Origin of the sequence: Pseudomonas sp. MUP55, from assembly GCF_034043515.1 — a bacterium.
Lineage (GTDB): Bacteria > Pseudomonadota > Gammaproteobacteria > Pseudomonadales > Pseudomonadaceae > Aquipseudomonas.
This window is the reverse complement of sequence record NZ_CP138214.1, coordinates 645,411-661,090: the sequence shown is the minus strand read 5'-3', so window position 1 is coordinate 661,090 and position 15,680 is coordinate 645,411. Positions and strand designations below refer to the sequence as shown.

The 15,680-nt window shown below is 60.8% G+C and carries 12 protein-coding genes and 2 tRNA genes; 4 read left to right on the top strand and 10 right to left on the bottom strand.

All coding sequences use genetic code 11. From position 1 onward, the window contains the following. Positions 1-17: 17 nt before the first annotated feature. The 5 genes from SC318_RS02775 to rnr all read right to left on the bottom strand — a co-directional run bounded on the left by SC318_RS02775 (position 18) and on the right by rnr (position 5,327). Positions 18-911, bottom strand: a complete 894-nt coding sequence (locus tag SC318_RS02775) for a YybS family protein (RefSeq protein WP_320429560.1) — start codon at positions 909-911, stop codon at positions 18-20. A gap of 36 nt (positions 912-947) precedes the next feature. Continuing rightward, positions 948-1,178 (bottom strand): 30S ribosomal protein S18, encoded by a 231-nt coding sequence (rpsR, locus tag SC318_RS02770; RefSeq protein ID WP_002551829.1) that lies wholly within the window; start codon positions 1,176-1,178, stop codon positions 948-950. Between the two features lie 28 nt (positions 1,179-1,206). Next, positions 1,207-1,629: a 30S ribosomal protein S6 gene (rpsF, locus tag SC318_RS02765; RefSeq protein WP_003236224.1), complete on the bottom strand. Its 423-nt coding sequence runs from the start codon at positions 1,627-1,629 to the stop codon at positions 1,207-1,209. A gap of 306 nt (positions 1,630-1,935) precedes the next feature. Then, the gene (gene rlmB / locus SC318_RS02760) at positions 1,936-2,697 is read right to left on the bottom strand and encodes a 23S rRNA (guanosine(2251)-2'-O)-methyltransferase RlmB (RefSeq protein ID WP_124365632.1); all 762 of its coding nucleotides are present in this window, start codon (positions 2,695-2,697) and stop codon (positions 1,936-1,938) included. Next, complete coding sequence (gene rnr / locus SC318_RS02755) at positions 2,694-5,327, bottom strand: ribonuclease R (RefSeq protein ID WP_320429549.1); 2,634 nt, start codon at positions 5,325-5,327, stop codon at positions 2,694-2,696. Before rnr ends, rlmB begins: the two co-directional genes overlap by 4 nt. Before the next feature lie 224 nt (positions 5,328-5,551). Here rnr and SC318_RS02750 point away from each other — a divergent pair. The 4 genes from SC318_RS02750 to SC318_RS02735 all read left to right on the top strand — a co-directional run bounded on the left by SC318_RS02750 (position 5,552) and on the right by SC318_RS02735 (position 8,598). Further along, a tRNA-Leu gene (locus SC318_RS02750) sits at positions 5,552-5,638 on the top strand. Positions 5,639-5,791: 153 nt separating this feature from the next. Continuing rightward, positions 5,792-5,878 (top strand) — tRNA-Leu (locus SC318_RS02745). Between the two features lie 141 nt (positions 5,879-6,019). Continuing rightward, the gene (locus SC318_RS02740; RefSeq protein WP_320429548.1) at positions 6,020-7,045 is read left to right on the top strand and encodes an iron ABC transporter substrate-binding protein; all 1,026 of its coding nucleotides are present in this window, start codon (positions 6,020-6,022) and stop codon (positions 7,043-7,045) included. Further along, the gene (locus SC318_RS02735) at positions 7,045-8,598 is read left to right on the top strand and encodes an ABC transporter permease (RefSeq protein WP_320429547.1); all 1,554 of its coding nucleotides are present in this window, start codon (positions 7,045-7,047) and stop codon (positions 8,596-8,598) included. The genes SC318_RS02740 and SC318_RS02735 overlap by 1 nt, the downstream gene beginning before the upstream one ends. 96 nt (positions 8,599-8,694) lie before the next feature. Here SC318_RS02735 and SC318_RS02730 read toward each other — a convergent pair whose 3' ends face one another. The 5 genes from SC318_RS02730 to hflK form a co-directional block, all read right to left on the bottom strand. Further along, a complete protein-coding gene (locus SC318_RS02730; RefSeq protein WP_320429546.1) occupies positions 8,695-10,629 on the bottom strand; it encodes a methyl-accepting chemotaxis protein in 1,935 nt (644 codons plus the stop codon). Positions 10,630-10,768: 139 nt separating this feature from the next. Next, on the bottom strand, positions 10,769-12,058 hold the full coding sequence (locus SC318_RS02725) for an adenylosuccinate synthase (protein ID WP_320429545.1): 1,290 nt from the start codon (positions 12,056-12,058) through the stop codon (positions 10,769-10,771). 54 nt (positions 12,059-12,112) lie between these two features. Further along, on the bottom strand, positions 12,113-13,300 hold the full coding sequence (locus tag SC318_RS02720) for an ATP phosphoribosyltransferase regulatory subunit (protein ID WP_320429544.1): 1,188 nt from the start codon (positions 13,298-13,300) through the stop codon (positions 12,113-12,115). 292 nt (positions 13,301-13,592) lie between these two features. Then, the gene (gene hflC / locus SC318_RS02715) at positions 13,593-14,459 is read right to left on the bottom strand and encodes a protease modulator HflC (RefSeq protein WP_003188064.1); all 867 of its coding nucleotides are present in this window, start codon (positions 14,457-14,459) and stop codon (positions 13,593-13,595) included. Then, the gene (gene hflK / locus SC318_RS02710) at positions 14,459-15,634 is read right to left on the bottom strand and encodes an FtsH protease activity modulator HflK (RefSeq protein ID WP_034117444.1); all 1,176 of its coding nucleotides are present in this window, start codon (positions 15,632-15,634) and stop codon (positions 14,459-14,461) included. The genes hflC and hflK overlap by 1 nt, the downstream gene beginning before the upstream one ends. Positions 15,635-15,680 lie beyond the last annotated feature (46 nt).

Genomic DNA, 15,680 nt, shown 5'->3' with positions numbered 1-15,680 from the left:
TGAAAATCCTCTAACTTTTAACCTTCACCGTTCGCGCTATCGGCATCTTTCGACGCCAGACGTCCGCGAAAATCAATCAGGCCGTCGACAATGGCCAAAACCACGAGTAACGGATAGATCAGTTGCATGAACACCAGCATGGTCACGTACATCCCCACCAGCCAGAACTTGGCCAGGCGCTTCTGCGCAACCAGCCCGTGAATCAGGGCCAGTCCGGAAAACACCAGCGGTACGCTGCAAAACAGCATCATCAGGGCCATCTGTGAACCGAGGTTCGGTCCGATAACCATGAGTGCCAGCAGCAACATTGCCGGGCCCACGGGGATTCTGATACTGCGAAATTCGCGACCAAAACCACCCGGGTTGTACAACAACGCCTGCCAATATCGCCCAAGCATCAGGCTCAGCAAACTGACGATCTGCAACATTACCGCCATCAGGCCGATCAGGGCCGGTGCAATCAGTGCTGCAAGACGCGCTCGCTCATCTACCGAAAGCTGCTGGTAGAGTTCCCCGAGAGCCAGCGGCAGGACCTTGACGATCTCTTGCGCCAGCGCCTCGATCTGCGGGCGGAAAGCCGCGTCAATCAACACCGAAAACACCAACCCCAACGCCACGCTGACCAGCAGCGTGCGGACCCAGGACTCACTTGCGCGCAAAACCAACGCAAGGCTCGATGACCCCAACAGCACCAGAAGCACCTTGGGTTCACCCAGTTGCAGCCACCAGATCAAGGCGGCCAGCAGTCCCAGGGACAGGACACCAAAGGCATCCTGCAATCCACGCCGCAGGAGCACAAGGCATCCAGCGGCAGCGCCCAACCAATACAACAACGGCAATGCTGCACATCCAGCCACTACCAGAGTGGCCTGCACGCGACCGCGCATGATGAACTCAGCTAAGGCGCGCATGCATTCAATCCCTTACTACTTGTCGACTGCCCGGTCTCAGCGGCCGTGGCTGTCGGTGTAGGCCAGCAGGGCCAGGAAGCGGGCGCGCTTGATAGCGGTGGCCAGCTGACGCTGATAACGTGCTTTGGTACCGGTGATACGGCTTGGAACGATTTTGCCGGTCTCGGATACGTAGGCTTTCAGAGTGTTGAGATCTTTGTAATCGATCTCTTTCACGTCTTCAGCGGTGAAGCGGCAGAATTTACGACGACGGAAGAAACGTGCCATTTGATAGGCTCCTTAAAAGGTCCGTGGATTACTCGTCAGCGTTATCGCTGTTGTCGCTGTCATCACTATCAGCGCTATCAGCGCCTTCGTGCTCAGGACGGTCGCGACGCTCACGGCGCTCACTGCGGTTTTCTTCAGCCTTGAGCATCTCGGATTGGCCGGTAACGGCTTCTTCGCGACGGATGACCAGGTTACGGATCACTGCATCGTTGTAGCGGAAGTTGTCTTCCAGCTCGGCCAGGGCCTTGCCAGTGCACTCAACGTTCAGCATCACGTAGTGAGCCTTGTGAACATTGTTGATTGCGTAGGCCAGTTGACGACGGCCCCAATCTTCCAGACGGTGGATTTTGCCGCCGTCTTCTTCGATCAGCTTGGTGTAACGCTCAACCATGCCGCCGACTTGCTCGCTTTGATCCGGGTGGACCAAAAAGATGATTTCGTAATGACGCATGAATGCTCCTTACGGGTTGTAGCCTGCCGCTCAAAAACGGTCAGACAAGGAGTGAATGACACTTATGGACCTTGCCGCAGGGGAGGCACATCAGTGCCTGCCAGGAAGGCAAGGGGCGCAATTGTAGAGAAGGGGGAGAACAGGCGCAAGGTAATTGGTGATTATTTGAACAATCTCCCAAACACCACATAAACAATGTGGGAGGGGGCTTGCCCCCGATTGCGGTGGGTCAGTCACAACATCTGCAACTGAAACACCGCTATCGGGGGCAAGCCCCCTCCCACATTTTGACCTGCATCAACCTGATTACTTCTTGGGCTTGGCCTTGGCCTTCGCACCGCGCTGGCGCTGGGCTTCGAACAGGCACACGCCTGTCGCCACCGAAACGTTCAGGCTGCTGACGCTACCGGCCATGGGCAGGTGCACCAGGTAATCGCAATGCTCACGGGTCAAGCGACGCATGCCCTTGCCTTCGGCGCCCATGATCAGAATGGTCGGACCGGTGAGGTCCTGGTCATAGATACTGACTTCGGCCTCCCCCGCCGTGCCGACGATCCACAGGCCACGTTGCTGAAGCTTTTCCAGGGTACGCGCCAGGTTGGTCACGGCCACCAGCGGAATCACTTCCGCCGCACCGCAGGCGACTTTACGCACCACAGGTGTAAGGGTTGCCGACTTGTCTTTAGGCACGATCACCGCCAGCGCACCGGCAGCATCCGCCGAACGCAGGCAGGCGCCCAGGTTGTGCGGGTCGGTCACTCCGTCCAGCACCAGCAGCAACGGCGCGCCTTCGGTACGGTCGAGCAGCTCGTCGAGCATCGCTTCGCCCCACACCTGGCTCGGGCTGACATCGGCAACCACGCCTTGGTGAACGCCTTCTACCCACACGTCCATTTCACGGCGCTCAGCCTGGCCGATGGCAACCTTGTTCTGGTTGGCCAGTTCGACCAGCGCCTGCACGCGTGGCTCGCTGCGACCTTCCGCCAGCCAAACCTGCTTGACGCGCTTGGGATGGTGACGCAGCAGTGCTTCTACGGCGTGCACGCCGTAGATTTTTTCCAGACTCATGACTTGGCCTTAGGTTTGCGCGACCCGCCGCTTTTCGCGGGAGCCGAACCCGCTTTCGGCGGGCCTTTACGGTGTTTACTTGGTTTGCTCGACGGTTTTTCCGCCCCTTGGGACTTTCCCCCAGACGCCGCTTTACCGCCGCTTTTGGCTTCGTTGAGCAACTGCTGCTTCAACTCGCGGCTCTTGCGCAACTCGGCATTCTTCGCCGCCGCATCGCTGGGGCGATAGGCCTCAGGAGCCTTTTCCTTGGCAGAGGAACGACGACCGGCCTTGGCTGGCGCAGCCTCGACGGCCGTCGCTTTCGCTGCAGACCCTTTGCCTTTGCTCGCTGGAGCTGGAGTTTCAGCACCACGCTTTTTACGGCCAACCGGCTCAGCGGGCTTGTCGGGCATGCCGAAGTCGATCTTGCGTTCGTCGAGATCGACGCGCATGACCTGCACTTCCACGGTGTCACCCAGACGGAAACTGCGCCCGGTGCGCTCGCCCGCCAGGCGGTGATGCACAGGATCGAAGTGGTAGTAGTCGCCCGGCAAGGCGGTGACGTGCACCAGGCCCTCGACGTAGATGTCGGTCAGCTCGACGAACAGGCCGAAGCCGGTCACGGCGGTGATCACACCAGGGAACGACTCGCCCACGCGGTCCTTCATGAACTCGCACTTGAGCCAATTGACCACGTCACGGGTGGCTTCATCGGCGCGGCGCTCGCTCATGGAACACTGTTCGCCCAACTGCTCCAGGGCCGCTTCGTCGTACGGATAGATCCGCGCCTTCGGAATGGTCATGGCACCGGCGCGCTTGACGTGCGGGGTGTTCTGCTTGGAATGGATCACGCTGCGGATCGCGCGGTGCGTGAGCAAGTCCGGGTAACGACGGATCGGCGAGGTGAAGTGGGTATACGCTTCGTAATTGAGGCCGAAGTGGCCCTGGTTATCGGCGCTGTACACCGCCTGGCTCAGCGAGCGCAGCATGACGGTCTGGATCACGTGGTAATCCGGACGGTCCTTGATGCTGGCCAGCAAGGCCTGGTAATCCTTCGGCGTTGGGCCGTCCTTGCCTTTGTGCAGGGACAGGCCGAGCTCACCGAGGAACGCGCGCAGTTTCTCCAGACGCTCCGGCGGCGGGCCGTCGTGCACCCGGTACAGCGCAGGAATCTCGTGCTTTTTCAGGAACTCAGCAGTGGCCACGTTGGCCGCCAGCATGCATTCCTCGATCAGCTTGTGCGCATCGTTACGCGTTGTCGGGGTGATCGCGGCGATCTTGCGCTCGGAGCCGAAGACAATCCGGGTTTCCTGCGTTTCAAAATCGATCGCGCCACGGGTATGACGGGCGCCCAGCAATACCTTGTACAGCGAGTACAGCTGCTTGAGGTGCGGGACCACGCCGGCGTACTCGGTACGCAGCGCCTTGGCTTCGCTGGTCTTCGGCGTTTCTAGAATGGTGCTGACCTTGTTGTAGGTCAGACGCGCCTGGGAGTGGATCACCGCTTCGTAGAACTGGTAGTCGGTCATTTCGCCGGTTTTCGAGATGGTCATCTCGCACACCATGGCCAAACGGTCGACTTTCGGGTTCAGGGAGCACAGGCCGTTGGACAGCTGCTCGGGCAGCATCGGGATCACGCGCTCAGGGAAGTACACGGAGTTGCCGCGCACCTGGGCTTCGTTATCCAGGGCCGAACCGATCTTCACGTAGCTGGACACGTCGGCAATCGCGACGAACAATTTCCAGCCGCCGGAGAACAGGCGCAGTTTGCCAGGCTTGGCTTCGCAGTAGACCGCATCGTCAAAGTCGCGGGCATCTTCGCCGTCGATGGTGACGAACGGCAGATGGCGCAGGTCGATGCGCTTCTCTTTGTCTTTGTCTTCAACTTCCGGCTTGAGCTTGGCGGCTTCCTTGAGCACAGCCTCGGGCCAGACGTGAGGAATATCGTAGGTGCGCAGCGCAACGTCGATTTCCATGCCCGGTGCCATGTAGTTGCCGACCACTTCAACGATATCGCCCTGGGGCTGGAAACGCGCCGTTGGCCAGTGGGTGATTTTCACCTCGACGAACTGGCCGACCTTGGCGGCGCCATTGCGGCCCGGGGTGATCAGCACTTCCTGCTGGACCTTCGGGTTATCCGGCACAACGAAGCCAATGCCGCCTTCTTCGAAGTAACGACCGACGATGGACTCGTGGGCACGGGACACCACTTCGACGATCACGCCTTCACGGCGACCACGACGGTCCAGACCGGAAACACGCGCCAGTGCGCGGTCGCCGTCGAACACCAGGCGCATTTGCGCCGGGCTCATGAACAAGTCGTCGCTGCCGTCATCCGGAATCAGGAAGCCGAAGCCATCCCGGTGACCGGCAATGCGGCCGAGGATCAGGTCGAGCTTGTCGACCGGCGCGTAAGTGCCACGGCGGGTGTAGATCAGTTGAGCATCGCGCTCCATCGCACGCAGACGGCGGCGCAGGGCTTCGATCTGGTCTTCGGTGGTCAGACCGAACTCTTCAACCAGCTGCTCGCGGCTAGCAGGCGAACCACGATCGGCGAGGTGCGCCAGGATCAGTTCGCGGCTAGGAATAGGGTTTTCATATTTTTCCGCTTCACGAGCGGCCTCGGGATCGAGGGACTGCCAATCGGCCATTAGAGAGTTTTCACCTTGTCTATATGCGGGTTAGTTTGGCATACGCGTATTGAAACGGGAAATTTCAGGCATCAACAAGTGTTTAAAAGCCTTTTGTAGCCCCCTGAGCGCACCTTGCACGACCAATGGTGAGATTTTCCAGTTTTTTTTCATACCTGGGGTTTACAGCTGAAAAAGGCCTCCGTATAGTGCGCGCCATCGACGACGGCAACGTTGTTGATGCTGCCCAGGTGGTGAAATTGGTAGACACGCCAGCTTCAGGTGCTGGTGATCGCAAGGTCGTGGAAGTTCGAGTCTTCTCCTGGGCACCAAATTCAGATCAAACCCGCGAAAGCGGGTTTTTTCGTTTCAGGCCTTTGATTTCTAACGTAAAACTTGATTTATTTTTTTGAATCAGGGGTTTACAGATCAAAAAGCCCACCGTATAGTTCGACCCATCAACAGCGGCAACGTTGCTTGATAATGCCCAGGTGGTGAAATTGGTAGACACGCCAGCTTCAGGTGCTGGTGATCGCAAGGTCGTGGAAGTTCGAGTCTTCTCCTGGGCACCAAATTCAGATCAAACCCGCGAAAGCGGGTTTTTTCGTTTCTGGGGTTTAAAACTTGGCAGTGGCGCCTGCTCATCCGCACATGAGAAGTTTTATCGTTTATCCTTGTAAGAATTTGTATCTTACAAGTGAGGAAAACCCCGGATGATGATCCGCGATACCCGTCTCAAGACATCCCTTCTGCGCGGCCTGACCATCACTCTGCTCGGCCTGACCCTGCTCTCGCCCGCTGCCTATTGCGCTGACAAGGTCTCCCTGACCCTCTACAACGGCCAGCACAAGGAAGTCGGCGATGAACTCGCCAAAACCTTTGAAGCCAAGACCGGCATTCACGTCAATGTGCGCAAAGGCAGCAGCAACCAGCTGGCCAGCCAAATCGTCGAAGAAGGCGACCGCTCCCCCGCCGACGTGATCTACACCGAAGAGTCGCCGCCCCTGAACAAACTGGGTGAGCAAGGCCTGCTGGCCAAAATCGATGCCAGCACCCTCGACGTGCTGCCCAAGGATTACGTGGGCAGTAACGGCGACTGGATGGGCGTGACCGCACGCACCCGCGTCGTCGCCTTCAACCCCAAACTGATTGCTGAAAAAGACCTGCCCAAATCGGTACTGGATTTCGCCGGCCCCGAGTGGCAAGGCAAGGTTGGCTTCGTCCCCACCAGCGGCGCGTTCCAGGAACAAGCGGTGGCGATCATCAAGCTGCACGGGCGTGAAGCCGCAGAAGAATGGCTGACCGGCCTGCGCGCATTCGGCAAGGTGTACAGCAACAACATGGTTGCGCTCAAAGCCGTGGAAAACGGCGAAGTGGCCACTGTACTGGTGAACAACTATTACTGGTTTGCCCTGAAGAAAGAGAAAACCAACCTCGACTCCCAACTGCACTATTTCACCGACGGCGATGCCGGCGGCCTGATCACGGTGTCTTCCGCTGCGGCGCTGAAATCCAGCAAGCACCCCAAGGAAGCCCAGCAACTGTTGGCGTTCATGGCCAGCGAAGAAGGCCAGCGCGTGATCACCAACACCTCGGCTGAATACCCGCTGCGCAAAGGCATGCAGTCCAATCGTGGCCTCAAGCCTTTCAGCGAACTGCAGCCGCCGAAAGTCACCCCCGCGGACCTTGGCAACGCAGAAGAGGCCCTGGACCTGGAACGTGACGTTGGCCTGAACTGATGACCCCATCGCTCAGCGCCGCAGGTTTTCGTCCCCGGCGCAAACGCCCCTCCATCTGGCTGCTGTTGCCGGTGCTGTTGCTGGTTGGCCTGAGCCTGTTGCCGCTGGCCTATGTCGGGCTCAAGGCCTGGCAAGCCGGCTGGGCGCAGGCAGTGCATCTGCTGTGGCGGCCTTATGTGTTCGGGCTACTGCGTAACACCCTGGCGCTGATGGTCGGCGTGACGGTGGTGTGCGGCGTGGTCGGCCTGTCCCTCGCCTGGCTGCTGGAGCGCAGCAACCTGCCTAGGCGCCGCCTTTGGGGGGTGATCCTGTGCCTGCCGTTTGCGGTGCCGGCATTTGTCAGCAGCTTCACCTGGGTGTCGCTGAGTGCCAACTTCGAAGGCCTCGGCGGCGCGATCCTGGTGATGTCGCTGTCCAAATACCCGCTGGTATTCCTGCCGGTGGCCGCGACGCTGCGCAATCTCGATCCCGCCCTGGAAGAATCGGCGCGCACCCTGGGGCTGAATCGCTGGGGCGTGTTCCGGCGCGTTACCTTGCCGCTGCTGTGGCCCTCCTTGGTGGCTGGCGCGCTGCTGATTGCCTTGCACATGCTGGTGGAGTTCGGCGCTCTGTCGATTATTGGCCTACAGACCTTTACCACCGCGATCTATCAGCAATTCGAGCTGGAATTCAGCAACGCCAATGCGGCGATGCTCTCGGCGGTACTGCTGGCGATGTGCCTGACTTTGTTGTGGCTGGAGCTGCGCATGCGCGGCAAAGGCCGCCATGTGCGCATCGGCCAGGGCGCGGCGCGGCATGCCGAACAGGTGAAACTGGGCAAGTGGGCGCCGCTTGGGCAGCTGTATTGCCTGGTGCTGGCGATCATCGGCAGCGGCATTCCGCTGGGGATGCTCGGTTACTGGCTGGCCGTGGGTTCGTCGGCGGCATTTCCGGTAGCCCAGATCAGCGAAGCGTTGTTGTCGTCCCTGGCGCTTTCCCTGGGTGGCGCAGCGTTGTGCCTGGTGCTGGCCGTGCCGGTCGGCTTGCTGGTGGTGCGTTATAAAGGCCAACTGGCGATCTGGGCTGAGCGCCTGCCCTACCTGCTGCACGCCCTGCCCGGCCTGGTGATCGCCCTGACCCTGGTGTATTTCGCCCTGCATTATGTGCCGGCGCTGTATCAGACCTCGGCACTGTTGCTGATCGCCTATGCGCTGTTGTTTCTGCCACTGGCCCAGGCGCCGATTCGCACCGCGCTGAACAAGGCCGCGCCCCAGCTGGAAGAAGCGGCACGCACGCTCGGCGCATCATCCTTCAGTGCGTTTTGCCGGGTGACATTGCCAATTATCTTCCCCGCACTGGGCGCCGCGTTCGCCCTGGTGTTTCTGGATGCGATGAAAGAATTGACGGCGACCTTGCTGCTCAGCCCGACCGGGCTCAACACCTTGGCCACCGCCGTGTGGGCGCATACCTCGAATGTGGAGTTTGCGGCGGCGGCGCCTTATGCGGCGTTGTTGATTCTGGTGTCGGGGTTGCCGGTTTATCTGTTAACAACTCGGATGTACCTGAGCCGCTGAGATCGCTATCGGGGGCAAGCCCCTCCCACACTTGATTTGTGCACACATTCAAATGTGGGAGGGGGATTGCCCCCGATGAGGCCGGCACAGACAACCCTAAGCCCGAAACTGCCCCAGGCTCGCCTTCAACTGCGCCGCCAACCCATCCAGCACCTTGCCACTGGCCGTGGTTTCCACCACCGCCTGCGCCGCACGCTCGGCCTGCGCATGGATCACCTCGACCCGCCCACGCACGGCATGCGCGCCCTGAGCCTGATGTTCGGCCGCGCGGGTCGCCAGGCCGATCGCCGCGTGCACCTGCTCCACCGACGCCTGCACCGTCTGTTGCAGGCGCACGCTGTCGCGCAGCACCAGCAGCCCTTCACTGGCCTGGCGTCCGGCCTTGCCAATGGTTTCCACCGCCTCACGCGCGCCCTGCTGCAACGCCACGATATGTGCCTGGATGTCACCGGTGGAGCTTTGGGTTTTACTGGCCAGCGCACGAACCTCGTCCGCCACCACCGCAAACCCGCGCCCTGTTTCACCCGCACGCGCCGCTTCGATGGCCGCGTTCAGGGCGAGCAGGTTGGTTTGCTCGGCGATGCCGTGGATCACCGTCAGCACCACTTCAATCTGCTCGCTCTGTTGGGCCAGGCGCTCGATAACCTGGGACCCCGCCTGCACTTGCCCGGCCAGCGCCTCGATCAAACTGCCGACTTCGGCCGAGGTGCGTGAGTTTTCATCCGTCGCCTGGCGAATGTCGACGACCTGTTGCAGCGCCGCCTGCATGGCATGGCTTTCGGCCTGGGCCTCGTCGGCCATTTGCGACAGCGCACGCAGACTCTCTGCCACCTCATCACGCTGCAAGCCGGCCGCTGCATCGGCACCGGCATTGCGCAAGGTCATCGCGCCGATTTCCACACCCGTGCGCTGGGCGACGTCTCCGGCCTCGCGCACGATGGGCTGCAATTTATCCACAAAGCGATTGACCGCCGAAGCCATGTCGCCGATTTCGTCCTTGCTGTTGATTTGCACGCGCTTGGTAAGGTCGCCGTCGCCGGCGGCCAGATCGTCCATGGCGGCAATCAGCAGTTTCAGGCGGTTGACCACACGACGGCCCAGCACGATGGTGATCAGCAGCAGTACACCCAGGCCGACCAGCGCCAGCCCCATGCCGATGCGCCAACGCAGGGTGCCCGCGGCCTCCTGTACAGCCCCGCTGGTATTGACCGTCATCTGGGTGGCGGTGGCTTGCGCCGATTGCAGCCTGGCGCCCATGGCCGCAGCGCTGTCAGCCGCGGCGCCCTTGAGACTGTCACCGACCAATTGATCGCTATTGGCGATCAATGCGGCAAAACGCTTATCCAACGCCTGCAGGTCAGCTTCAACCGAAGCGGTGGAAACCCCCATGCGGACCTTGCCGATCTCCACGCCGTTGGGGCTGATCGATGCTTCGACGTAATACACCGAAGGATCAGCCTTGGCCGCGTCAAGTACCTTATCCAGAGCCCGCTCCCCCGCGCCTTTTGCCAACAAGGCCTGGTTGATCGGGTTTTCACGGTTCAAGTAACGGGTCAGGTGCTCACCCGCCGCGTCGTCATAGACCACGAACAACACGTTGGGATTGCGCTGGGCACGCCGGGCAAATTCGGACAACGTCGGCACGTCGCTGTCCCACATGGCACGCGGTGCCACCGACGCCAGCAACTGCGCCATGTCATTGGCAGAGTCCTGCAGGTCTTTCTCCAGGGTCGCACGCAACTGCTTCTGCTCTTCCTGAAGACGCGTGGAAAGCCCGGCGGTCAGACGCTGACGGGTGCTGGTGGATAAGCTGTCCAGGCTGGACGTGACTTCCTTGCCGGCCTGGGCCAATTCGCCGGACAGCTTCTGACTGTCGACGCCCAAGCGATTGCCCAAATCGGCCTCCAGGGCGGTGACCGTGCTCCGCGTCAGCGCGACAGCCACCAGCACTTGCACCAAAAGAGCGATACCGAGGGTAACGAACACCGGCCGCAACAGACGGCTTTGTAACAACGAGAGAACGGCAGACACTGGAAATCCCTCCACCACGGGTGCCATTAATTTGATAGCACCTCGAAAGATGGAAATACAGCAAGGGTCGTGCCGTTTGCCCGGCAGAAACGACAAAGGGCTCCCGAAGGAGCCCTTTGCTTTTTACATCAACAGCTTATTACGCGAACGGGTGACGCAGAACGATGGTCTCGTTGCGGTCCGGGCCCGTCGAAATAATGTCGATCGGTGCGCCAATCAGCTGTTCAACGCGCTTGATGTAAGCACGTGCATTGGCTGGCAGCTCTTCGAGGGTCTTGGCACCCACGGTCGATTCGGTCCAGCCCGGCACTTCTTCGTACACAGGCTGCAGGCCCACGTAGCTGTCAGCGTCGGTTGGCGCAACGTCGTTGCCCTCTGCGTCCTTGTAACCGATGCAGATGTTGATGGCCTCCAGACCGTCGAGTACGTCCAGCTTGGTCAGGCAGATGCCCGAAATGCTGTTCACATCGATAGCGCGACGCAGGATAACGGCATCGAACCAGCCGCAACGACGGGCACGGCCGGTGGTTGCACCGAACTCGTGACCTTGCTTGGCCAGGTGGGCGCCGACTTCGTCGAACAGCTCAGTCGGGAACGGGCCCGAACCTACGCGCGTGGTGTAAGCCTTGGTGATGCCCAGGATGTAGTCCAGGAACATCGGGCCAACGCCTGAACCGGTGGCAACGCCGCCAGCGGTGGTGTTGGAGCTGGTCACGTACGGGTAGGTGCCGTGGTCGATGTCGAGCAACGAACCCTGGGCGCCTTCGAACATGATGTCCTTGCCGGCGCGACGCAGGTCGTGCAGCTCGGCAGTCACGTCCAGCATCAGCGGCTTGAGCAGCTCAGCGTATTCCTTGCACTCGGCCAGGGTCTTTTCGAACTCGATGGCCGGCTCTTTGTAGTAACCCACCAGCATGAAGTTGTGGTAATCCACCAGTTCACGCAGCTTGTCTTCAAAGCGCGGCATGTTGAGCAGGTCGCCCACACGCAGGCCACGACGCGCCACCTTGTCTTCGTAGGCCGGGCCGATGCCGCGACCGGTGGTGCCGATCTTCAGCTCGCCACGGGCCTTTTCACGGGCCTGGTCCAGCGCCACGTGGAAGGACAGGATCAGCGGGCAGGACGGGCTGATACGCAGGCGCTCACGCACCGGTACGCCTTTCTCTTCCAGCTTGGTGATCTCGCGCAACAGGGCGTCCGGTGCAACCACCACGCCGTTGCCGATCAGGCACTGCACGCCTTCGCGCAGGACGCCCGAAGGGATCAGGTGCAAGACGGTTTTTTCGCCATCGATGACCAGCGTGTGACCCGCGTTGTGGCCACCCTGGTAGCGCACTACGGCGGCAGCATGTTCGGTCAGCAGATCAACGATCTTGCCTTTGCCCTCATCACCCCACTGGGTGCCCAGGACTACGACATTCTTACCCATAACACTTGTCCTCATTCGCGCAAACTTGGTGCCGGCGATGGCCGGCAGGAAAACTCAAGAAGCCAGTGGCGATACTTGCCAAAGCCCGTTCTGCTGAATCAATTGCCGGTCGCAGTCCGCTTCACGGGCGGCGGCCAATGGCTGCCCAGGCAAGGCCTGGACGACACGCTGACCCTCACTGCGCAACTGGCAAACCTGCTGCCAGAGTGCCGCGTCCGTACTGTCGGGCATCCAGATGCCACCAGACGGCAGCTCGACCTCAGCACGCCCCAGGGTCACCAGGGTTTTCAAATCGGTGGAAAAGCCCGTCGCCGGGCGGGCGCGACCGAAGTCGGCGCCGATATCGTCGTAGCGACCGCCCTGGGCGATGGCCTGGCCAACACCCGGTACAAACACCGCGAACACCACACCGGTGTGGTAGTGGTAGCCGCGCAACTCGCCCAGGTCAAAATACAGCGGCAACTGCGGGAAACGCGCCGACAGCTGCTCGGCAATCGCCAGCACATCGTCCAGCGCAGCCAACACCGGCGCCGGCGCGTTGGCCAGGCGTTCACGTGCGGCCGCCAGCACTTCACGGCCACCGCACAGGTTGACCAGCGCACGCAGCATGTCGGCCAATTCAGCCGGCACGCCGGCGGTCAGGGCGATGACTTCATCGATGGCCTTGCGTTGCAGGGCGTCGAACAGCTGTTGCTCGACCTCACCGGACAAGCCGGCCGCACGGGCCAGGCCACGGTAGATACCGACGTGACCAAGGTCCATGTGTACGTCTGGCACGTCAGCCAACTGCAACATGGCCAGCATCAGGCTGATCACTTCGACGTCGCTGCTCGGGCTCGCATCGCCATACAACTCGGCGCCCAACTGGATCGGGCTACGGGAAGAAGACAAGGCCCGCGGCTGGGCATGCAGCACGCTGCCGGCGTAGCACAGGCGGCTTGGGCCTTCGCGGCGCAGGGTGTGCGCATCGATGCGCGCCACCTGCGGCGTGATGTCGGCACGGAACCCCATCTGCCGGCCCGATTGCGGGTCGATGACCTTGAAGGTGCGCAGATCCAGGTCCTGGCCCGCGCCGGTCAGCAGGGATTCCAGGTACTCGATATGGGGGGTCACGACAAACTCGTAACCCCAGCTCTGGAACAGATCCAACACCTGGCGACGCGCAACTTCGATGCGCGCAGCCTCTGGTGGCAGTACTTCTTCGATGCCATCTGGCAGCAGCCAGCGGTCTACCGTTGCCATTACGCCATTCCCCTATGATCCGGGCGGCCAGCCCTCGGCCGAGCCTTGAGTGAAGCAGAAAATACATGCCGCCTGCATAAACCACGCGCAAGAGCGACGTGACGAACGACCTCTAACCGGCCTCGTCGGGCACTTTCCTCGAAAAACTGTCACGCCTGCCGAATCGAACACGCAGACGCAAAAAAGCCGGGAATTTCCCGGCTGCCGCATCATACACCCGTTTTCTGAAAGGATCACCCCGCCAGGCATTTTAGCCGCCCGACGGAGTAGTTCCTACACAGTCTCAGGCCTGTTACTTGGACTTTTCCAGGTAGCGGAAGAAGTCGCTGCTTGGGTCCAGCACCAGGACGTCGGTCTTGTTCGCGAAGCTTTCACGGTAGGCACGCAGGCTACGGTAGAACGCGTAGAACTCCTGATCCTGGCCGTAAGCCTTGGCGTAGATCGCCGCCGCTTGAGCATCACCATCACCACGGGCCTCTTCAGACTCGCGGTAGGCTTCAGCCAACAGTACACGGCGCTGACGATCGGCATCCGCACGGATCCCTTCAGCCAGCTCGTTACCCTTGGCGCGGTGCTCACGGGCCTCACGCTCACGCTCGGTGCTCATGCGCTCGAACACGCTGCGGTTCACTTCCTTGGGCAGGTCAATGGCCTTGACCCGGACATCGACCACTTCGATACCCAGCTCTTTCTCGGCCATGGTGTTCAGCGAGCGGGTGATGTCAGCCATCAGCGCGTCACGTTCACCGGATACCACCTCGTGCAGGGTGCGCTTACCAAACTGGTCACGCAGGCCCGATTCCAGACGGCGCGACAAACGCTCGTCGGCAATCTGCTTGAGGCCGGAAGTCGCGGTGTAGAAGCGCTCGGCATCCTTGACGCGCCACTTGGCGTAGGCGTCAACCATCACGGCTTTCTTTTCCAGGGTCAGGAAGCGTTGTGTCGGTGCATCCAGCGTCATCAGGCGGGCGTCGAACTTGCGCACCTGGTTGACGTAGGGGACTTTCACATGCAGGCCCGGCTGGACATCCGCCTGGACCACGCGACCGAATTGCAGCAGCACCGCACGCTCGGTCTGAGCGACGATGTAGAAGCAGTTCCAGGCAGCGATGACCACGACGACGCCCACAATCAGGGCGGTCAGCGATTTATTGCTCATCAACGACTCTCCCTGGTACGTGTTTGCTGTTGCAGCAAGTCAGCGGCCGCACGGGCGCTCGCTTCGTTGGCAGCGGCATTCGAACCGGTGGACGGCGCGCTGGTGCCACTACGACCACCTTCGATCATCTTGTCCAGCGGCAGGTACAGCAGATTGTTCTGCCCACCCTTGCTGCCGGTCACGAGAACCTTGCTGGTGTTGCTGAAGACTTCCTGCATGGTGTCCAGGTACAGACGCTCACGGGTCACCTCAGGGGCCTTGCGGTACTCGGCAACCAGTTTGGTAAAGCGGTCTGCTTCACCCTTGGCGCGGGAGACCACTTCGTCGCGGTAACCGTTGGCATCTTCAAGGATGCGCTGGGCCTGACCACGGGCTTCCGGCACCACGCCGTTGGCGTAGGTTTCAGCCTGGTTGCGCGAACGCTGCTCGTCTTCACGGGCACGGATCACGTCGTCAAAGGCTTCCTGCACTTCACGCGGTGCAGCAGCGCTCTGTACGTTGACCTGAGTGACGGTAATACCGGTGCGATAGGTATCGAGGAAGCGTTGCAGGCGCTCCTTGATTTCGCTGGCCATCAATTCACGCCCTTCGGTCAGTACCTGGTCCATGGCGGTAGAACCCACCACGTGGCGCAAGGCACTTTCGGTTGCGTGTTGCAGGCTGATTTCCGGCTGATCGACGTTAAGCACGAAGTCCTGCAGGTTGCTGATCTTGTACTGCACGGTCAGCGGCACTTCGACGATGTTTTCGTCTTCGGTCAGCATCTGGCCCTGCTTGGTGTAGGCACGCTCACGCGTGACGTTCTCCATGTACTTCTTGTCGATCGGCGGGAAGTAGATGTTCAGGCCCGGCCCGACTGTCTCGTAGTACTTGCCGAAGCGCAGCACCACGGCTTGCTCCTGCTCGTCCACCACATAGACCGCGCTGTACAGCCAGACAGCCGCGAGCACGACAAGACCCAGGCCCAGCAGGCCATAGCCACCGCCCTTGCTCGTGCGACCACCTTCGTCACCACCGCGTTTTTTTCCACCACCGAACAACCCATTCAGGCTTTCCTGCAGCTTTCGGAAGGCCTCGTCGAGATCCGGCGGCCCCTTGCGGTCGCCATTATTGCGGCGCTTACCACCCCAAGGATCCTGATTATTCGAGTTGCCACCCGGCTCATTCCAAGCCATAGCGCTCTCCATCTGATAAAGCAAAGACGCACCCACGGCGCGCCGA